This window comes from Prosthecobacter sp. Pr1, from assembly GCF_057652315.1.
Genome location: NZ_JBYFBS010000008.1, coordinates 43,358 through 62,914 on the forward strand (window position 1 = coordinate 43,358; position 19,557 = coordinate 62,914).

Genomic DNA, 19,557 nt, shown 5'->3' on the forward strand with positions numbered 1-19,557 from the left:
TACTCTGAAGCCTGGAGGCAGACCCAGAGCAAAAATGGACATGGTGCTTGATGCCTTAAGGCGCAATCAATCGAAAACGCCGAACGCGGGGGCAAAGGCATGTGGCACTCATGCAGGGTCTCGCGGAAAGGCTTGGGAGCCATGCAGCCATCCAGCGCTCATTTGTCATAGATGCAGCCGAAAACCCGCGCGCCTTCTGCATTGCAGCCGAGATCAATCCAAGAGTCGTTTCAACGAATAAAACTTAAATGGATCAGAGCGAACTTTTTAGAGCCGAGGAGGGGCAGAAACGCACGGTTTTGGAAGCCTTGATTTCAACCAATACTTCGGGTAATTTTGGATTTCTGCCCATGCGGGCCTTGCGTTCAACGGGCTTGAAGCTGCCAAAGTCGATGAGTTGAACCGGTCCATGTTTCACTCCTATTGCGATCGCCTTGAGCACGGCGTTGAGGGCGTCGGAAGCGGCCCGTTTAGTGGTGTTGCCACCAAGAATTTGCTGCACGGCGTCGATGAGTTGAGCTTTGTTCAAGCGCGTGGACGAGATTTGTTGTTGGAATGAAAGCGGCTCCGATGATTATTAAGGAGACCCGAGCAGCCAAAGCAAAGTCACCGCCGAAGCACCACCCCAGAGTAAGACTCGGCAGGATTTCGGTCTAACTATAAACAGCTTAAGCGTTATCAGCATCATGCCCCAAAAGGAGATCAAACTCCAAGCGAGCCATTTCGAAATTGGAAAGTGATACAGTAGAAATGCGGCTGTCAAAACTGGCAGCATAACCTCTACAAATAACAGAATAGCATTAATAAAACCAATCAGATCGTCATAGAATCCAGGAGTATTCACCAGAGTGCCGATCGGGCGTCCGGCGTCAAGACGGAGATTGTCCCTATGCGGCGCAGGAGTTCTAACGGAATAAGCGTCTTGAAAGGTCTTGTTATCCACGAGCAGGCCGGAAAATGAGCTTTCGTCAAAGGGGACAATGATCTCTTTTTGCGCCGTCCGCTCAGTATTCCAAGCGGGAAGCCGGGTTTTCTGAGGGAGCTTAATTGATGGCTCATTGACTTTTTGGAATTCCTTTACGAAAGTCGAAACTTCAGGGGTAACGATATTTTGTCCAACTGGACTGCTAGAAGGGATTTCGGTGCTTTGCTGAAAATACAATTGAGTCATAAAAAATTGAGTATCTTTTACCAGATGTCTAAGGTATCCGAACTCTCCTCGTCTACATGCAGACAAATGGGTTACCCTAAATCGATTTATAGATTTTTGGGGAAAAGCTTGAGAATGGCAAAGGCCAGCCAGTGCATGCCTGCAAGAGTCGAAGCCAGACTCGAAGCTGCTGTCCATACCCAACAACGAGAAGTGCCAGCATATCAACATTGGCTTCAGCCACTTCACGAATGAATGCCAAGCCTGCTGACTTGAGGGTGGCAGAGAGCTTAGGTCCGACGCTAGATCCTGTTATTAACTTTAAAAAGTGCTTTATAACGGTGGGGGTCCAAGCAATAAGCTTGAGATGGAACCTTAGAGCAACAAGCCAAGACCCGGCTACACGAGTGACGTCAGCGATGCAGAATGGGGCTTTTGCCGTCCCTACCTTGTGCTGATGAAGGAAGATGCTCCCCAGCGGGAATGTCCACTGCGGGAGTTTTTCAACGCGCTGTGCTACATCGTGCGTTGCGGCTGCCAGTGGCGCATGATGCCCCATGCCTGCCGCCCTGGCAGAACGTTTATCAGCAGGCGTAGCGCTCGATGAAGGCGTGCTGCTTCAAAGCCATGGCCCATGATCTGCGTGAACTCTCCCGCCTGGCCAAGGGACGCAAGGCCCAGCCCACGGCGGCCATCATGGACGGACGCACACTTCAGACCTCGCCAGAGAGCGGCGGCCGGGCCGGCTATGATGGCTACAAGCGCCGCAAAGGCTGCAAGTTGCACATCGCGGTTGATACTCTCGGGCAGCTGCTGGCAGTGAAGGTGACGGCGGCTGACGAGTAGGAGCGCGCGCAGGTCGGCGACCTTGCAGAGCACATCCAACAGGCCACCGGGGAGAATGTGCAACTAGCCTATGTGGATCATGGTTACATCGGGGAAGAGCCTGCACGACAGGCACAACTGCACGGCATCAAACTGGAGGTGGTCATGCTTTCGGAGGCCAAGAAGGGCTTTGTGCTGCTGCCAAAGCGCTGGGTTGTGGAGCGCAGTTTTGGCTGGGCGGCGCGCTTCAAACGCCTCTCACTGGACTAAGAGCCTCTGGCTTCGACCCTGACAGGCATGCACAGACTCGCTTTCGCGCCCCTCATGCTCTCTTCTCTATTCGGCAAAAGTTAATAACAGCCTCCAAGATCTCGAACAGGCCAATAAACGTCACGTACCGCCTCTGAGTGTAGACGTAGATTGGCCATCTGTAAAGCGCTGGCCTGAGGGGGGGGTGCTTTTGCAAGGCCGAAGTTGTGCGCAATGCCCCGCGAGATGTCGATGCCTTGGTCATAACTTTACGGATTCGGTTGCTGGTCGTATTATTGAGACTTGCTCAATAGACTGACGCACTTGTCTTGAAGGCCAACGGCCTTCCGTCATACAGCCCAGGGGTGCCGAGCATTAGCGAGTGCTCCCCTGGGTTCTGGCAGCCAGGCTGGGAAGCAAACCCAGCACTCCGCCACACTTCAAGCCTGCCAGCAGCGTCTGCAATGAGCCCCGCAGCAAGTTTGCCGCATTCAGGCACCGAGTCCACTTCCACCAGGAACGCTCTTCTTGTCAGTCAATTGCGCAAGGCTCAATAGGTTAATGCGCAGAGTGGATCTCCGGCTGGAAATAGCAAGGCAGACCATCGCTATCACTTTGAAGATGAATCAGTAATAGCTAAAAAAAGAGGCCCGGCTTGCGCCGAACCTCTTCTCGCCTTTCTAGATCACGCCGATAACCCGACATGGTTGTCGAGAAGGCCATGGAGGGCTTCCGTGCGACGGGGGAGTTCGGTGAGATTGCCCTTCAGTGTTTCGGTGAACGCATTGAAGAGGCTCCAGACGTTCCGTAGCTGGAACGCCTCATGACGTGGCTGACGCCATTCATGCAACACCAGCGGGATCTGACGATTGGGGCAGACACCGACATCAAGTGCACGAACCACGAGATCGTGTGCCGTGCGGTCATCGAGATCTGCGAGCTTGTAGCTGGCGATGCGGCTGTCCTGATGGTGCCAGCGCTCCATCAGTCTGCCCACGGCGCTCTGCACGAGGCCGGGCAGATCACGTACGATGAACCTCGTGTGCTTGCGAGCGAGTTTGACCTCTCCGTAAAAGGCGTAGGGTAGGAGCGCCAGATCCTGTGAAGGACCTGGCTGCTCCCCCCTCCGAACCGAACGTGCGCCTTTCGACGCATTCGGCTCTCTATCGAACATTGCCATCTCAGGCTTTGCGCTGAAAGCTGGGGATGCTGCCCTGTGGTTTCCAGTCGGGATGATCAGCCTTGTAGCGCTTCCACTTGGCAGGTGGAAGCAGCATAATGGCCTTTTCGTCCCGTGAGATTCCGAGGGAGTTGCCCATTTTCAGGCGGGTGTAGGTATCGGTGCGTTTGGCGCGATTCTTCGCCGCCAAGGTTTTAACCAGACTGTCTTTGCACAACCAATGGAGTTGATTGCCGACGTGCCTCCAGTTCTTTGCACGTGAGTAGTAGTTGCTCACGCCTCGCAGTTCCTGGATGTAGCGCCGGATGATCTCCTCCCCTGACAGATGAAGCAGAGGCACTCTCTTCTGTGGCTTCCGATTCTGAAGATCGTCGATGTAGCCGCGTTCCCAAGCGAACTTGAGCGCACGTTCCATCGGCCATTCCAGCGTCGCCACTCCGCTCATCATGGACCGTCGTGTTCCACCCCGTGTCCTGCGGACCCGGTGAGGACTGCTGACGATCTTGATGTCGTAACCGAGGAAACGCGTTCCCTCGGCAGCGTGAACAATGCCTGTCTTGTCATCTGCAAGTTCCACCTTCAGCCTCTGTGTCATAAACACGTTGAGGTCAGCGAGGATTTGCTGGGCGTCTGCTTTTGATCCGATGATGCTGATGACAAAATCATCTGCATATCTCACAAAGCGCATACGTCTGAAGTTTGGATCATGGGTCTGCGTGGTTGGGCAGCCGAGGTAATCGACCTTCGTTTGCCGGATCAGAGGTTCGAGCTTCTCAGCTTCGTCGAGTCGGCCCTCAGCCTTCAGGTCGCGGGAGCGATAGAGCGCATGTTGATACCGGCTGTACATTTTCTTGTACTCCGGATGGTACTTGCGAGTCGTTCCTTTGTTGAAGGTCTGGGCTTTCTGATTGAGCCACTCATCGAGTTCATGCAGGTAGATGTTCGCGAGGATGGGTGACACCGTGCCTCCCTGCGGAGTGCCGCTGTAGGAACGGTTGTAAACCCAGTCTTCGAGGTATCCGGCCTGCAGGAAAGAGCGAATGAGCTTGAGAAAGCATCGGTCTTCGATCTTGTTGGCCAGCAGTTCCATGAGCACGTCGTGATTGATGTTGTCGAAGCATCCGCGGATGTCCGCTTCGATGATCCACTTCGTGCCCTTCCAGTTGTGTTTCAGCTCGTCGAGGGCCGTGTGGCATGAACGTTCTTTGCGGAAGCCATGCGAGTGGTCTGAGAAGACCGGCTCGTAGATTTCCTCCAGAATGCGTGCAGCCATGGCTTGAACGAGCTTGTCGGCAGCCGTCGGTATCCCAAGTGGGCGGAGTGTTCCGCTTTTCTTGGGGATGTAAACCCGGCGTGTCGGTTTCGGGCGGTATTCACCCTTGCGAAGTGTTTCACGGATGAGGTCCATTCTATCACAGATGTCGGCATGGATTTGTCCATCGACCCCGGGAGTAGCGGCCCCTTTGTTCCGGCTGATTTTGCAACTCGCCTCGTTCCAAAGATCGGGATAGTTGGTCATCAGTTGAAACACTCTCTGCACCTTGTGCCCGTTGCGTGAGCACTGAGATAGTCCTTGAAGTCGTTTTATCGTTTTATCGGTCAACATTGGTTGTCCTCCATTGAAACGTTCTTCTTGGTTGTTCTGACTGTCTCCCTTCCCCCGATGGGCGCGGGCTTTTCCCTCCGATTGCTCGTCGGTTCTGCCTTTGCTTCGACCAGCATTGCGGCTGGCTGCACCCGGCGTTAACCGGGCACGTTGGGTACTATGGAGACTCCGTCGCCTTGCAGGAGTTGCCCCCTGTGTAGGCGATCCCGTGGTACATGAATCATGATGATCGTGAACATGTAGGCGCCCCGTTCGACCGTTGTCCGGCTTATTGCCGGCACCGTCCCCTGGCTGATGCGGCTCGTCCAACCTAGGAGAACGAGTGTCATGGGGATGCTGCTCCTTATCTGGTGTGGGCAGTGAGTGCGATCCTCCGGTATGGGTCTGGGGTTCAGGCAGTTTAGCTTTCGCCATATGTTCCTCTCCTTGCCGCTGACTCTTGGGAATATCCAGATTTCCGCACAGCGGCTTTACAACCATGCTATTGTCCCCCGCTTCTTTCGAAGTCTCATCCCGTTGCCGGGCCAAGGTTAGGTTGTTGGAGTCATTCATTTTCAGCTAGAATGGCAGGGCTTTCCCTGCGTTCATGATTCACGCCTCACGGCGCACGAGGTTGTCGCAGCAGAACACAGACGATCCAGCCACGATGCCTGCGGGGAACGATTTGTCGTGACTATTACGCAGCCCGAGCACCCAGCAGTAGTCGTCGCTGGATTTCTGGGCGTGGACTTCCATGAGGCCGAAGTAGCGCTGGCCCTCGTGGGACAACGAATGAGCCTGCGTGCCTATGCGCAGGTTGGTGGCGGCCAGCGTGCGCTGAACAGTGCTGATGAGTTCCGCATGCGGGATAGGACACCAGCTCTGCGTGTGGCGCGGCGTGGCAACGGCGTGTACTTCGTCGAGTTCGACATGCGAGGCACCGCAATGAAGAGTGAGGTTCGGGCTGCGGCGCTGGATGATCTGAGGTTGGGGATCGAGATCGGCAATCATAGGGATGTATTCCTTTCTGGAATGAAAAGGGGCCGGACACGCAACATGCGCATCCGGCCCCGGTGAATGTGGGTGTGTGGTTTGACTTACAGCCTGAGGCCCTGCAGGCTGCGCAGTGTTGAGCGCACGGAGTTGAACTCGCGGCTGCTGGCCTTCTGGTCGCGATTGATGGTTTTGAGCTTCACGGACAAATCGCGCAGCAGGTTGAAGCCTTCGTTGAGCTTGTCTCGAATGAGCAAGGTCATGTCGATGGCTTCTTCCACGGCGTTTTTGGGTTCGTTGGATGCGGGTGGTGGTCCTTCGGAGGTGGGGTTCGTGATCATGGGCTTGGATGGTCGTGCAGGCGGCAAAACAGGCCGGGATGACGGCATGCTCACCGGAGTGGGTTGTTGTTGTTGTTGTGGGGCTGGTTGTTTTTCGGAATCAATGCGCAGTGGCATGACGATCATTTGCTTCCCTTTGGAGTGAAACCTCAGGGGGTGCATCGAATCGACCATGCTGACGGTGTTCATCCCGTAGCTAAAGGCTTTGATGAGAAACCGCCGGCTGAGGAAGATGGTCATCTCGGGGCCACTGCCTTGGATGTCGGGCACTGGGATGCGCAGCCAAGACTCGTTGTCGGTGTCCTTGCCAAGGAGCAGGAATTGACCGTCTCTCCATTCAAGTCCGATGGTTTGGTATCGGTCTGGATCGTGGCAAGGAATGCGCTGGATCAGCTTGATGAGCGTTTCCAGCTTTGATGGGTCCAGGGTAATGTGTGTTTTGTCGTCGGCTGGATTTGGTATCGTCACACGCCAGTCAGGATATTTACCCTGAATCTGACGGGTGATGAACCTCCAGCGACGGCTGGAGAGCTGGATGTGTTCGTTATCGGCTTTCATCTGCCATTCGCCATCCTGATTAAATTCCTTCCAGCCGAGGAATTTGTGAGAGGGGATGAGGACCGAGAGCTTGATTGGCAGGGTGAACGAATTCGCACTGTAGAGGTGCTTGCCGTCCGTTCCTACCACATTGAACGCCTTGGGATTGCTGGCATCAATGAAAGCTCCGTTGAGGATGTAGCGGGTTTCATCAGTGCTGGCGCAGTCGAGAGCCTGATGAAGAGACTCACGGACGGTCGGTGGCAGAGGAACACTGTCGGTCTTGATGCGTGGCACCTGGGGGAATTGATCCACAGGGAACGGTTTGACCTTGGACGCGCCGAGGTTGTTGGCCAAAGCGAATCGTATGACGGTTCCTTGGTCGGTGGTTTCGATGAGAAGGCGTTCGTCTTTGCTGCAGTTTTTGGAGAGCTGCAGGAGCTGGTCATACGGAATGAGCACAGCATTAGGCGGGCCTTCGGCGGGTTGTTCGAGACGCAGGGTGACGAAGCGGTCGAGATAGGTGCTTGTAAGAGCAATCCAGCCGTCGGCGGTACGTTCGACTTTGACGTGATGCAGCACAGGCAGCGTGGATCGTGGATTGATCAATTTGCCGAGTCCTGCCAGAGCGGGTTTTAATTCCGCGATGGGAAGTGTGATGGGGTTCATGGGTGTGGCGGTTGAGGTTGATCGCCGGGATGCAATGGTTTCTCCGGCGGGACGTTGGTTTGCGGAACGACGATGATGAATTCCTGCCGCAGTTCCTTGATAGCAGGTTGCGAAGAGGAGTGCGGGCAGGCGGTGCCTGTGAGGACGAGCAGCGAACAGGCTGCCAGCCTGATAAAATGGATAATGTTCTTCATGAGGAATGATCTTTGGGGGTTGTACGCAAACAAGCCCATGCGCTGGTGAAGACGCATGGGCTTGAGCGTGGGTAGAGTTGGCTAGGCGGCAGCCTGCATCGCATCGGCTTTGTATTTGAGCTGGACCGTGGTGCATTCGGCGGCGCGAATGTCAGGACGCGCCCCAAGATAAACCGGCTGGTAGATGCTGCCGGATTCCTTGAATGCGTAGAGGTAGCGGCACTCCACCACGGTTCCCGGTTCAGGAACTTCGTGGTTGGGTGGGATGGTGACGTTGCCAGCGGGGCGCACTTTGTCGCCCTCGAACAGGATCAATGAGACGCTCCGCTTATCGTTCACCTTCGTGACGATGAACGAGGCAGTTTCATGGAACTTGAACTTGAGCTGGCTGCCGCCGCTGTTCGGGCGGCTGGGAGTGTACGGCGCGTCCTTGTGTTTGAACACCACGCCTTCCTTCCCCTCGTTTTTAAACTGCTGGAACCAGCCCGCCGTTTGAGCGGGGAAGAATACCCGCACCTCCCGGATATGGGGATGATCGAAGGCGTTGAGCATGTCACGCATCCTCAAATACCTCACCGAGAACGCCAGTGGACGCATGTCCTCCGGGCCGATGGCGAGCAGGTCGAAGGCATGGAAGGTGTCTCCAACTGCTTCACCATCGAGTACGAAGTTGCGCGGGTATTTGGCCGCGTTGCGTGCGATCCTTTCAGGAACAGCGGTGGGAAAACCCAGGCGGTTGATGCCAGTGATCTGATCGCCGTCCTTTTTGATGAGCAGCCGACGGCCATCGAGCTTCTCCTGCATCCAATAGTCGGGGTTCAACAGAAACTGGTCGAGCTGCTGTTCGTTGATGGGATTAAGGAGCTGGCACTGGATGCCGGTATGTTTGTTGGGAGAGTCCGGTGGCGTGGCGGTGGCAGTGTCGGCTCCGGGCGTGTAGCCCTTCGCCATCTTTTCTCGGACGAGCTTGTCGTAGATGCCTTTGGCAATCGGATATTCGACCGGCGTCTGCGTTTTGCTGCCGGTACTGAGTGTGGAACCGCGACGGCCATAGGCAAAGTGTACGTGGTAGCCATCATCCTTGGGGGAGATGCTCGCTCGGTACACTTTGTCGGAGGGGCCTTCGCGAAAATACAAAGTGATGCTTTCCATGAGGTGAGTTTCTTTCTTGAAATGAAAAGAGCCGGACGATCCTGCGATCATCCGGCTCTCGGGTTGGGGTGTTGCGACGTGTGCTGCGCGTCAGTAGTTGTAGGGATCCCGGCGTTGTTGATGACGTATGCGCATTGATAGGATCGATTTCCCGATGGAGACCAATCCCGCAATGAGTCCGACAACCAGCAACACCGAGAGCGGCACCAGGACAACATTGGAGGTCGTCTTACTGATGACATCGATCCACAGGTTGAATTGATTCAAGGCCAGCGTGATCAGCGGAGCTACCAGCAACGCTGGCACCGCAAATCCTATGGCCAGCCGCAGGTTGAACTTGAGCCACTCCCGCAGGGTTCCCTGCGGTGAGAGCCAGTATTCAAACCGACGACAGGTGAAACTGATCACCTCAGCAGAGCGCTCAATGGCGTTGAGATGTGGCAGGGCATCGTCAATGACGGGTTCGCTGAGCGGTTCAGGCTGCCAGCGTCGAATGACGATCTGGCGGGCCTGCTTCGCCCAGGTGGTGGCGGGCACCGTTGGGAGCTGCCGGGGTAGCGGTGGGCACTGTTCGTCCCATTCTGGTTGTTCCATCATAATGTTGGCGTGTTTTGGCCCCGAGGGCGGTTCCGATGACAAACAACAGCACGCAGCCCACGGCGAGAGTGCCGGTGGCAATCTCCCAGCGAGTAGTGGAAGCGTGTTGTTCCGAGATGCGATCTTCCAGCCTGATGATCTTGGCCCGGTATTCGGGTCCGAGATCTGGCGGCGGATCGTCGAAGAACCAGCCTGCATGCGTGTTCGGCGTGAACAGCATCAGCAGGCCGGCGATGAGAATGAGATGTTTCATTGTGGGTGTGGGGATGGGCCGCAGGCCAGCGCTCGTGGTGAGCGCCGACCTGCAGCAGGGTTTAATGCCAGCGGCGGCATTCGTTGTAGTACTCGCAGCTTGAGCAGTGCATCCCAGGCGAAGGGATGAAGTCACGACGCTGCAAGCCTTCGAGGTAGGCTTCCATTTGGCGGAAGAGCCGCGTCTGCTGCGGCGGGCTCATGGGTGGCAGTGTGGTGATGACCACCTTGGGGTTTTTGAGTTTGACCAGGTGATGCAGCTGCATGCCTGCTTCCTGCGAGCCGGTGTTGTGACGGTACAAGATGGCGTAGCTGCTGGTCTGGATCTCAGTGGAGTGTGCGACCTTGTCCGCGTTGGGGGTGGTGGCACTGGTCTTGTAGTCGATGATCTGGCGTTGCTGCACCAGATCGAGTATGCCGATGAGACGGGGTAGCCCGTGCTGTTGCAGATCAGCTTCAACCGGAACTTCCACGGCGTCGGGTTTGACCTCAGCGGGAAGATGGCTTTCGCGCAGGTAGGTGTCGAGCAGACGCCAGCCGGTGGTTTTGTCGTCATCTTCTTCACCGGGTTCCCATGCCACCGATCCTTCGGTCTTATCATCCCAGGCTGTCTGGTAGGTCTCATGGACCACCTTGAGCGAAAGCGGCTGCTGAACCCAGCGTGCTTTGTTCCAGGTCTTCAACACGGCGTGAACCGCATTGCCGAGATGGAGCGAGGCTGTCTTGGGTTTCTTGAGCTTGAGCACGTAGCGGAAGTAGAACTTCAACCGGCATTGCAGGAACAGCGACAGCCGGGAAGCTGACACTGTTGCCTGCAATGCTGTGATGATGTCCTGCTCGCTGCGCTCTGGAGATGAGGCAGCGGGCGTATTCATGCGGCGTGGGCGGTGGGCTGTTGCTGCCAGCGGGTCTGGCGTGGGGCGGGTTTGCCGGCTTTGACGAGCAGGTCCTCGATCAATTGAGAGGCCTGCATCTTGTTGAGCTGCTTGACGCCGATTCCGAAGAGCTGCTGGGACAGATCCTCGGCCACCTGTTTGGTGATGCTGGCGTTTTCGTTGACGATGCGCAGGATGAACCCGCGCTGGCCATCGGTGCAGTTCCAGCGGTCGGCGCTAGATGACGCAGACGGGCGACCACTGCCATTGACCGGCTGGGCACGTCCTTTCTGCTGCTGTTCGGCACGACTGTTGCCGTTCGTGCTGGCCGCCGGGACGAAGCCTGGGTGCTGGATTTCCTGATCGACAGACTGCTGCAGGAGCTGGTAAAGCTTCTGCACTTCGGCCTCGACCTGGGTGATGTCGTTGAGTTCGACTTCAACTGAGGCGCTGAAGCTATGGCTGCTGTACTGAGGCAGCCCGAGTTTTTTGCTATAGTTGGCGCTGAGTTTGATGGCCATGGTGGTGTGTCTCCTGATGTGGGGTGGATGTGCTTGGGTGGGTGAAGAAGCCGCCACATGGCCCGACAACAAAACACCCGGCCACTCTTACGAGAGAACCGGGTGGAGGAAGTGGGATGCTGTGACGGCGTGGTGCGGCTAGCGGATGGCGCCAGCCTCCTGAGTGCGGCCCTGAGCCGGGACGCTCATCTGCGTGGCAGCGATGCTCCACCCCTGCGTGTGTTGCAGGGATGAGGTGAGCAGATCGTTGACCAGTCTTGTCATGGGACGGCGTAGCCGCCGGCCTTCGTGATACAGTGCGCAGACGATGACCCGGTCGATGCAGGGCGAATAATGGGTTCGCCGAGGCATGGTGGGTGATGAAAATGCCGGGGATAAAGCCCGACCTCTCAAGTTTTTATAGCGTGAAAAGAGGAAGAATTGCAGGGGCCAAACCTGACCCAAGTAACATCTCTCAAAGAAAGGCGGACAGATGATTGCGGTCGGTCTGAAAAAGTGAGCACATTTTGAGCACGCCCAAAAAAGAAGCCCCGCCTTTGGGGCGGGGCTTTGGTCTTTAACTCACTCAGAATGAAGGTGGTGGGCAGGGCTGGATTCGAACCAGCGTAGGCGTAAGCCAGCAGATTTACAGTCTGCCCCCTTTGACCGCTCGGGTACCTACCCATTCTCCTTTCGAAGTGGGCCGCGATTATCGAGTCGGTGCCTTGTTTTGCAAACGCTTTGTTCCTCTGTTTTGCATTCTTTGTGAGATTCTTTGTGTCGGATTCAGCGGCGGCGCTTGCCGCGACGCACATAGGTGGGCTGGACGATGGGGTTTTGTGCGTGCAGGACCTTGAAACCGCCGGTCTCGACGATCTTGTCCATCTGCGAAAAGGCTTCGGTCAGGAGGTTTTCATAGGGAAGCTGGCGGTTGGCGACGAGCCAGAGCTGACCACCGGGTCGCAGGGCCTGGGCGGCGGCGGCGATGAACTTGAGGCCGATGAGGGGATCGGCCTCTTTGCCTTCGTGAAACGGGGGGTTCATCACGACGGTGTCAAACTTGGTGCGCTCAAAACCAGTGGTGATGTCCTGCCAGTGGGGGTGGGCTTTGACCTTGGTGGGGACGAGGCCTAGATTGCGGCGGGCGCATTCGAAGCAGTCGCCGTCGGCATCGTAGATGTCGAGGGTGTCGATGTCGTGGCAGTTGCGCAGGAGGTGATCGCTCAGGAAGCCCCAGCCGCAGCCGAAGTCGGCGACGTTGCCTGCAATGGTGTCTGGCAGGTGCTTGGCGAGGAGGGCGGAGCCTTCGTCGATGCGGTCCCAGTTGAAGAGGCCGGGCCGTGACCAGAAGCGACCGTCGAGAATTCGGCGCATGGCGGCACCTTGGCGCCAGCGTTCGAGGAGGTCGGCCTTCCAGGGCCTGCCTTCCTGCTTGGTGGCCCAGAATGCGCGGCTGTGGTGCTTGGATAGGGATTCGATCTGCCCGGCGACTTCGCGCAGGTATTGCTCGCAGCGTTTGCTGCCGGCGTCGTTGTGCACGGCGGCCATGAGGACGCCACCGGGTGCGAGGTGATCATGGGCACGAGCGAGATCGGCCACCATGAGATCGCGCTGCGGATCGGGGAGGACGAGGACAAGATCGAAGAGGCCGTGGACCTCGCGCTCCACGCGGTGTCCGGCAGCCTGGAGGAGATTGGCCTTGGGCTTCCAGGTCTGCTGGCAGACGAGGCGGCCTTCGAAGTGCTCCAAGGCGGGATGGGCCTGGGCACGCAGGAAGAGCACACGCCCTTCGGTGCTGATGTCGGGATTGACATCCAGGGCGTAAATGAGGGCGTCGATGGGGTAGGACACAGTTGCGGAGTAAAAAGGGGTTGGTGGTCCTTCTTCGCCCTGCGAGCTGCGAAGGACAAGAAAGTAAAAAGGGTGCGCGGAGTGAGTGACCGTGACCAAGCCCAATTCGGTCTGGTAGGCAAGCACACGATAGCTTTCACCCACCCGAACCGCCCCAAGTTTGCCGACTTTTTCTTGTGAGGCAGTCCATGGACATCTGCTGGCAGCTGGCTCAAGTCAGCTTCAGAATGAAGCCAGCAAGAGGCTCCTCAAAGCGGCTTGCACAGTCCGGCTTCAATGTTCGCATCCATCTCCGCAAAAATCTGGTCAAACTTTCCCGCAGCCACGTCGCGTTCGATCTGGCGGTCCCATTCGTCGGACATGTAGCTGTTGAACCAGTCCGTAAACTTTTTGAGTTCCTCTGGATTGAGCTGGGTGATCTGTGTTTTGATTTCCTCCAGAAGCATGGGGAAATTTTCTCACGGAAGGCGGATGAGTGCAACCATGGGACTTCCGGCCTTTGATTCAGAACTTAGGCGGGACGCCCCAGTCCGTCGTCAGGCAAGATGCCTGAGCTCCAACCATTCACCACGTCCACTTACAAGACCATCCTCAGCAGATGCGGTGCGGCGAAGGAGGAGAACTGGAGGAGAAGGAGACCGATCACGGCGGCGGCAAGGCCGATGATGAGGACTTCGAGGACTTTGACGGTGATGAGCGAGACACGGGAGACACCGACGTCTTCGAGGGTGGCGAATTCGCGCTGGCGCAGGCGGAAGGAGAGCGCAAAGACGAGCGCGGTGACGAGCAGCGCGGCGGTGGCGGTGAGGAGGAGGGCGCTGGCGGCGAAGCCTTCAAGGCGCACGAGCTGGGTGAGCAGCGCCTCCATTTCATCACGCGGACGAATGAGCTGCTGCTCCTTGGAGCGGGCGTAGTGCCCAGCGAGCAGGGCTTCGGCCTTGGCGTCCTGCGGCAGCAGTATCACGGCGCTGATGGGATAGGTGGAGACATCGCCATGGAAATGGAAGGAGGCGATGTTGGCGTCGGTGACTTCGTTGAACATGCGCACGGCGGCATTGCCGACGATGTTGCCCTCTTCTTTTGTAAGCACGACGGATTCGTCTTTCTTGAGGTCGTCATGGCCATGGGAGCGGCCCTCGATGAGCCAGCAGGTTTTCAGATCGACGAAGAGCGCCTCGTCATCGGGCGTGCCGTTTGGGGTGAGGATGCCGGTGACGCGCATCTTCAGGGGATACACGCCAGCCATGTCGAAGGCCTGCTCGGGTGTGGAGAAAATGTGGCCGCCGGGCTGCAATCCGCGCTGCTTGGCGAGGGTGGCACCGACGACGCAATCGCCCAGGCGGCTGAGCTGTTTGCCTGCGGCGAGATGCAGGCCGCGAAAGGGGAAGTATTCGAGCTCCGTGCCGACGATGGGGGCTCCCTGCGCCTGATAGCGGACGTGCAGCGGGATGGCGGTGGCCGTGGGATTGCGCCGTATTTCAGCGAGTATGCCAAAGGGCAGTGGCAGGAGGTTCTCGCGCTTGAAGTAGAGCGCGGTCATCATGAGATCGAGCGCGCTGCCACGTGTGCCAACGATCTGCGGTGTGGCGGCGGCGCGGGCGCGGAGTTCCTGCTGGGCGTGTTCGATCAGCACACGCAGGCAAAGCGGCAGCGCAAAGACGAGGCCGAGTGCCCCGGCGAGCAGCGCGCTCTGGATGCGATGCCGCAGTACGTAGCGTGCGGCCAGATGGAAGGCGGTCCTCATGCGGCGGCGAGGTCCTCCATGCGCACGGTTTGATCAAAGAGCGGTAGCAGATTGGGGTCATGCGTCACCATCACGAGACAGGCGCCGCGTCGGCGCGTGTCTTCGAGCAGCATGTCCACCACGATGCGACCACGTGCGGGATCGAGTGAGGCGGTGGGCTCATCGGCAAAGACGAACTGCGGTTCGTGTACGAGCGCACGCGCCACGGCGACGCGCTGGCGCTCGCCCTGAGAGAGCTGCGAGACGCGCTTGTCCAAGTAGCGGTCAATGTGCAGCCGCTGGGTGAGATCGAGCATCTTCGTGCGGACCGCCGCATTTGCCGTTCCACGGAACTGATGCGGCAGGAGGATGTTCTCAGTGACGGTGAGGTAATCGAGCAGCGCGAAGTCTTGGAAGACAAGCCCGATGTGCTGCAGGCGGAAGGCGCGGCGTGCTTCGGGGGTCATCGTTTCCATCTGTGCAGCGCCGAGGCTGACCTTGCCCGCCGTGGGAGTCAGCAGTCCGGTGAGCAGGCGCAGAAGGGTGGACTTCCCTGCCCCGCTGGGCCCGGCCAGTGCGAGGGCCTTGCCGGAGGCGAGCTCAAGCTGCGGCACATGCACACGAAAGCCCTCGGCCGAGTAGGCAAAGCGGAGGTCGGAGACATGGAGGCCGGTGGTTGCGGACATGCAGGCTCACTCTTTAAAGCAGCAATCCGGCGACACAAGCGGTGCAATAGCAGGCGAGCAGGCCGCCGAGCATGGATTTGACGCCGAGCTGCGCCAGTTCTCCCCGGCGCTCGGGCACCAGAGCGCCGATGCCGCCGATCTGAATGGCGATGCTGCCGAAATTGGCAAAGCCGCAGAGCGCGTAGGTGGCGATCTCCGCGCTGCGGGGCGAGAGGGTGCCGCCCTGCTGACTGAGGTGCAGGTAGGCGAAGAATTCATTCAACACCACGCGCTCTCCCAGCAGTGCCCCCACCTGCCCGCACTCGGCCCACGGCACGCCCATGAGCCAGGCGCAAGGGGCATTGAGCCAGCCGAGCGCGAGCTGCATGGGCTGCGGCACATTTTGACCGAAGGCGCGCAGGCCGAGCGAGAGCATGTAATTAAAGAGCGCCACCACCGCGACGAAGGCGATGAGCATGGCCACGACGTTGATGGCCAGCTTCATGCCGTCGCTGGCTCCCGTGCAGAGCGCGTCGATGCCGTTGGCGGTTTCGCGTTCGATGACTTTGCTGGCACCGTGGGCGGTCTCGCTTTCCTCGGTCTCGGGGATCAGGATTTTCGACATCATCAGCGCGGCGGGGGCGCTCATCACGGATGCGGTGAGCAGATGCCCGGCGGAGATGCCAAAGGACACGTAGGCCGCGAGCACCCCGCCGGCGATGGTCGCCATGCCGCCGACCATGAGGCAGAGCAGCTCGCTGCGGGTCATGCGTGGGAGGTAGGGCTTGATGACGAGGGGGGCCTCCGTCTGGCCCATGAAGATGTTCGCGGCGGCGGCGAGGGTTTCACTGCCGCTGGTGCGCATGACGCGGCGCATGACCCAGGCGGCCATTTTGACGACCCACTGCAGCACGCCGTAATGATACAGAAAGGAGGAGAGCGCGGAGACGAGGATGATGCTGCCGGTGATCGTCAGGGCGAGGATGAAGCTGTTCGCCGGACCAAACGCGGCCTGCAGCGTGGTCGCCCCACCCAGCGGGCCAAAGACGAGGCCCACGCCTTCATTCGCAAAGCCCAGCAGGCGGCGGAACATCTTGTCGAGCAGAGCAAACGAATCATGCCCCAGCTGAGTGCGGAGGATGAGCACGCCAAAGACCATCTGCAGCGCCAGTCCGCTCAGCACCGCCCGCCATGGAAACAGCCGACGTTTTTCCGAGAGCGCCCAGGCCAGCGCCACAAACACGACCAAGCCAAGCAGGCAGATGAGACGATCCATGATGCGGGCGAGAGTGGGTCAGCGGGGAGGATGGGTCAAGCGCTCAACTCGAAACCCGATCCCACTCTACCGGTTGTCCAGATCCCAGCCGCTGCGGCCAAACTCGTAGGGTTCATCAGCGCGGCCTTGGCCGGAGCTCCAGTCGATGGGAAAGGCCTGCTTGATCTGATCGTGGTATTTCGATGGATGAGCGTCGAGATGAAAAGGCACTCCGGGGGTGGCACGAATTTCCTGGGCGGAATTGTTGAGCACGGTTGGCTTCACATCCCAGTTCTTGCCGTTCGGGTAATAGAACTGCTTCGAGTCGTGATGGTAGTAGGCCTCGTAACGCGGGTAGTACGTGTAATTGCCAGAATTGCCGAGCCGGGGTGCCAAAACCGACAAACCCGCCGGATAACCGTAACCCCGTGTCGGCAGACCATACTGGATGTTGCATGCCGGGAGAAGGAGCAGAAGGGACAGCGCGAAGCAAAAGGCGGAGCGTGAGTGCATGGCCGATGATTAGCGGGATTCCGGCGGCAGGCAATGGAGCGGAGGCGGAATCACAAATACGCGAGGATAAAGAGAGGAGTCCTAGAAGTAGATTCGGCAATTCAGCCTCCCAGCTTGTAACGTTCGCATTGTTTCATCTTTGAAATTGCAGGTGCCGAAAAGCAAGTGATGACGGGTGAGCCATGTGCCAAGTCAGTTTACGGTTAAATCGTTAACACATGACACAAACTTAACGATCTGGTCGTTTCACCTTGGCGAACTGGCTCTTTCGATCTGATCGCGACCAAGGAATTTTGTAACGATTGAAGCGTTTAATATGAGCCGATAGTATTTCTTCGCCTGCGGTCGTCTTGCATCGAAGATGCGAATCGATTACAAATCGCTCACCGATTATCGGTGAGTAACTACTGAGCAGTGAAACCGATAAACCGTAACGCTTGAACCGTATCTCTTTCTCAATAATTCACTGACTACCAATAAGTTTACATCAGCCAAGCTGTGAACTTCCTGAGAGAGCCTAGGGATGTCGCTTTTTTATCAATGATCAGTCGCCGACTGTCGTTTAATGATCATCGAGAAAGAACTGGGAGTGAGCGCACGATTGGCTCTCCCAGCAAGCACCGACTTGGAGAAACCCTCAGGCTTCCTGCAATGGCTACCAACCCCACCCCCACGAATGATGCGGAGCTGATGGTTCTCTGCGGGCAGGTTGTGCCGGGATGCTTGGAGCTTGAGGGCGAAATCGGGATCAAGCATACGCCAGCAGCGTTACTCCAGCAGTTGCTGGACAACGCCCATGCCTCCCTTTTCGAGGTCGACAAACAGAAGACTGAACGCAGTGCACTCCGGCGGGAGCTGCGGGAGCGGGATCTGGAAAGCGAACGAATCCTGAGCCACTGCCGCCTCCGACTGACAGCCCTGTTTGGCCATGGCTTCAATGAGCAGTGGGAAGCGGCAGGCTTTCCTGACCGGTCCACGAGGGTGCCCGAGGTCTTCGCCAAACGTCTGGCGCTGCTCGCGCAACTGGCCGCCCACTTCACCGCGAATCCGCTGCACGAAAGCCAGGACATGCGGGCCACGGCGGCGATCTGCGAGGTCACCCATGAATCCCTCTCGCGGGTGCGTGAGGCCGTGGATCACCACAAGTCCGTCCTGGAAGCCGCCGTGCAGAAGAAAAACGCGGCGCTGAAGCGGCTGCGGCAGCGCCTGCGCAGCCTGATCGAAGAGCTGGGTCAGCTTTTACCGGCTGACGATGTGCGCTGGCGGCGCTTCGGTCTGAACCCGCCCGCAGGCGAGTCGCGGCCGGAGTCGGTGGCGCAGGTCATGCTCACCGCCGTGGGTCAGGGCACCCTCCGGGCGCAGTGGCCCCCTGCCCTGCATGCTCTGCGTTAAGCGCTGGTGGGTTGAGGCGCTGGGCATTCCCCAGAAGGAGGCGCGGTGAAAAGAGCGGCCCGAACTCGCTTTTTGGGCAAGATGGGTCAAGCGTCGGGCCTTGGCCTCCGGCCCTGCCCGACCGCACTAAACGGCGCTTCCCGCCCCCCCTTTTTCACTCCTTTCCTCATGCCCGCCATCAGCACCGCCGTGCCACGCAACGTTCTCATCACCGGAGCTTCCACAGGCATCGGTGCAGCCTGCACACGCATGCTGGCGGCACGCGGCTGGCGGGTCTTTGCCGGAGTGCGCAAGGTGGCCGATGGCGAGGCACTTTTGGCGGGAGCCGAGGGGCAGATCATCCCGGTCATCCTCGATGTGACCAACCGCGAACAAATCAAAACCGTGGTGCAGGACCTCAGCACGCAGTGCGGTGCGGCGGGGCTGCAGGGCGTGGTGAACAATGCCGGCATCGCGCTGGCGGGACCGCTGGAATTCATGCCAATGGAGGCCTTTGAAAAGCAGTTTGATGTCAACGTGCTGGGCCTGATCGCGGTGACACAGGCGGTGATGCCGCTGATCCGTGCGAGCCGGGGGCGCATCGTTTTAACGGGCTCCAACTCGGGATTCATGTGCGAGCCGTTTCTGGCGGGCTATGGGGCGACGAAGCATGCGCTGGAGGCCATCGCGGATTCGCTGCGCATCGAGCTGCGGCCATGGGGGATCGAGGTCGCGCTGATTCAGCCTGGGGCGATCAAGACGCCGATCTGGAGCAAATCGCGAGAGGCGGCGGAGCAGCTCTTCGTGGGCATGCCTCCCGAGTGCGAAAAGCTGTACTCAGCCCCCATCATCGCGCTGCGCAAGATGGTGGAGAAAGTCCCCTCCATGGCGATTCCGCCGGAGCGGGTGGCCAAGGCGGTGACGCATGCGCTTGAATCCCGCCGACCGCGCACCCGCTACCCCGTCGGGCTGGATTCCGTGGTGGGTTCGCTGCTGGTGCGGATCGTGCCAGACCGCCTGCTGGACTGGGTCATCCGGAAGGTGATGGGGATTTAGACCGGTTGCAGCGCAACCGGGCGA

Annotated in this window: 21 protein-coding genes, 1 tRNA gene and 1 pseudogene; 3 read left to right on the top strand and 20 right to left on the bottom strand. The window is 58.4% G+C overall.

All coding sequences use genetic code 11. From position 1 onward, the window contains the following. Positions 1 to 253: 253 nt before the first annotated feature. Both AC24GY_RS14630 and AC24GY_RS14635 read right to left on the bottom strand, forming a co-directional pair. Positions 254 to 529 (bottom strand): HU family DNA-binding protein, encoded by a 276-nt coding sequence (locus AC24GY_RS14630; protein ID WP_487684291.1) that lies wholly within the window; start codon positions 527 to 529, stop codon positions 254 to 256. A gap of 48 nt (positions 530 to 577) precedes the next feature. Then, positions 578 to 1,171 carry a hypothetical protein gene (locus tag AC24GY_RS14635; RefSeq protein ID WP_487684294.1) on the bottom strand — a complete coding sequence of 198 codons (594 nt, stop codon included), beginning with the start codon at positions 1,169 to 1,171 and terminating at the stop codon, positions 578 to 580. Positions 1,172 to 1,607: 436 nt separating this feature from the next. On the opposite strand from AC24GY_RS14635, the pseudogene AC24GY_RS14640 reads away from it, so the two are divergent. Further along, positions 1,608 to 2,329: pseudogene (locus AC24GY_RS14640) on the top strand (IS5 family transposase). A gap of 580 nt (positions 2,330 to 2,909) precedes the next feature. Here the strand turns inward: AC24GY_RS14640 and AC24GY_RS14645 are convergent. The 18 genes from AC24GY_RS14645 to AC24GY_RS14730 form a co-directional block, all read right to left on the bottom strand. Continuing rightward, the gene (locus AC24GY_RS14645; protein WP_487684297.1) at positions 2,910 to 3,398 is read right to left on the bottom strand and encodes a hypothetical protein; all 489 of its coding nucleotides are present in this window, start codon (positions 3,396 to 3,398) and stop codon (positions 2,910 to 2,912) included. Positions 3,399 to 3,405: 7 nt separating this feature from the next. Next, on the bottom strand, positions 3,406 to 4,812 hold the full coding sequence (locus tag AC24GY_RS14650; RefSeq protein WP_487684300.1) for a reverse transcriptase/maturase family protein: 1,407 nt from the start codon (positions 4,810 to 4,812) through the stop codon (positions 3,406 to 3,408). 789 nt (positions 4,813 to 5,601) lie between these two features. Then, positions 5,602 to 6,000 (bottom strand): hypothetical protein, encoded by a 399-nt coding sequence (locus AC24GY_RS14655; protein WP_487684303.1) that lies wholly within the window; start codon positions 5,998 to 6,000, stop codon positions 5,602 to 5,604. Between the two features lie 86 nt (positions 6,001 to 6,086). Next, the gene (locus AC24GY_RS14660) at positions 6,087 to 7,529 is read right to left on the bottom strand and encodes a DNA polymerase III subunit beta (RefSeq protein ID WP_487684306.1); all 1,443 of its coding nucleotides are present in this window, start codon (positions 7,527 to 7,529) and stop codon (positions 6,087 to 6,089) included. Next, positions 7,526 to 7,723 (bottom strand): hypothetical protein, encoded by a 198-nt coding sequence (locus AC24GY_RS14665; RefSeq protein WP_487684309.1) that lies wholly within the window; start codon positions 7,721 to 7,723, stop codon positions 7,526 to 7,528. Before AC24GY_RS14665 ends, AC24GY_RS14660 begins: the two co-directional genes overlap by 4 nt. A gap of 81 nt (positions 7,724 to 7,804) precedes the next feature. After that, positions 7,805 to 8,875 (bottom strand): WGR domain-containing protein, encoded by a 1,071-nt coding sequence (locus AC24GY_RS14670; protein ID WP_487684312.1) that lies wholly within the window; start codon positions 8,873 to 8,875, stop codon positions 7,805 to 7,807. 90 nt (positions 8,876 to 8,965) lie between these two features. Then, complete coding sequence (locus tag AC24GY_RS14675; protein WP_487684314.1) at positions 8,966 to 9,412, bottom strand: hypothetical protein; 447 nt, start codon at positions 9,410 to 9,412, stop codon at positions 8,966 to 8,968. Next, positions 9,351 to 9,725 (bottom strand): hypothetical protein, encoded by a 375-nt coding sequence (locus tag AC24GY_RS14680; protein ID WP_487684317.1) that lies wholly within the window; start codon positions 9,723 to 9,725, stop codon positions 9,351 to 9,353. Before AC24GY_RS14680 ends, AC24GY_RS14675 begins: the two co-directional genes overlap by 62 nt. 61 nt (positions 9,726 to 9,786) lie before the next feature. Continuing rightward, positions 9,787 to 10,599 (bottom strand): RecB family exonuclease, encoded by an 813-nt coding sequence (locus tag AC24GY_RS14685; RefSeq protein ID WP_487684320.1) that lies wholly within the window; start codon positions 10,597 to 10,599, stop codon positions 9,787 to 9,789. Further along, on the bottom strand, positions 10,596 to 11,120 hold the full coding sequence (locus AC24GY_RS14690; RefSeq protein ID WP_487684323.1) for a hypothetical protein: 525 nt from the start codon (positions 11,118 to 11,120) through the stop codon (positions 10,596 to 10,598). The genes AC24GY_RS14685 and AC24GY_RS14690 overlap by 4 nt, the downstream gene beginning before the upstream one ends. Positions 11,121 to 11,258: 138 nt before the next feature. Next, positions 11,259 to 11,471 carry a hypothetical protein gene (locus tag AC24GY_RS14695; protein ID WP_487684326.1) on the bottom strand — a complete coding sequence of 71 codons (213 nt, stop codon included), beginning with the start codon at positions 11,469 to 11,471 and terminating at the stop codon, positions 11,259 to 11,261. A gap of 226 nt (positions 11,472 to 11,697) precedes the next feature. Continuing rightward, positions 11,698 to 11,783 (bottom strand) — tRNA-Tyr (locus tag AC24GY_RS14700). 102 nt (positions 11,784 to 11,885) lie between these two features. Beyond that, entirely contained in the window at positions 11,886 to 12,950 is a 1,065-nt protein-coding gene (locus AC24GY_RS14705; protein ID WP_487684329.1) for a class I SAM-dependent methyltransferase, read from the bottom strand. Between the two features lie 248 nt (positions 12,951 to 13,198). Continuing rightward, positions 13,199 to 13,396, bottom strand: a complete 198-nt coding sequence (locus AC24GY_RS14710) for a hypothetical protein (protein ID WP_487684331.1) — start codon at positions 13,394 to 13,396, stop codon at positions 13,199 to 13,201. A 131-nt stretch (positions 13,397 to 13,527) separates the two neighbouring features. Beyond that, positions 13,528 to 14,694, bottom strand: coding sequence for an FtsX-like permease family protein (locus AC24GY_RS14715; protein WP_487684334.1), 1,167 nt, complete (start codon positions 14,692 to 14,694; stop codon positions 13,528 to 13,530). Next, a complete protein-coding gene (locus AC24GY_RS14720; protein WP_487684337.1) occupies positions 14,691 to 15,359 on the bottom strand; it encodes an ABC transporter ATP-binding protein in 669 nt (222 codons plus the stop codon). Before AC24GY_RS14720 ends, AC24GY_RS14715 begins: the two co-directional genes overlap by 4 nt. A 13-nt stretch (positions 15,360 to 15,372) precedes the next feature. After that, positions 15,373 to 16,614, bottom strand: coding sequence for a NupC/NupG family nucleoside CNT transporter (locus AC24GY_RS14725; protein WP_487684339.1), 1,242 nt, complete (start codon positions 16,612 to 16,614; stop codon positions 15,373 to 15,375). Between the two features lie 66 nt (positions 16,615 to 16,680). Continuing rightward, positions 16,681 to 17,106, bottom strand: coding sequence for a hypothetical protein (locus AC24GY_RS14730; protein ID WP_422320987.1), 426 nt, complete (start codon positions 17,104 to 17,106; stop codon positions 16,681 to 16,683). Positions 17,107 to 17,757: 651 nt separating this feature from the next. On the opposite strand from AC24GY_RS14730, the gene AC24GY_RS14735 reads away from it, so the two are divergent. Continuing rightward, entirely contained in the window at positions 17,758 to 18,498 is a 741-nt protein-coding gene (locus AC24GY_RS14735; RefSeq protein WP_487684343.1) for a hypothetical protein, read from the top strand. A gap of 168 nt (positions 18,499 to 18,666) precedes the next feature. After that, positions 18,667 to 19,533, top strand: a complete 867-nt coding sequence (locus tag AC24GY_RS14740; RefSeq protein WP_487684346.1) for an SDR family oxidoreductase — start codon at positions 18,667 to 18,669, stop codon at positions 19,531 to 19,533. Positions 19,534 to 19,557 lie beyond the last annotated feature (24 nt).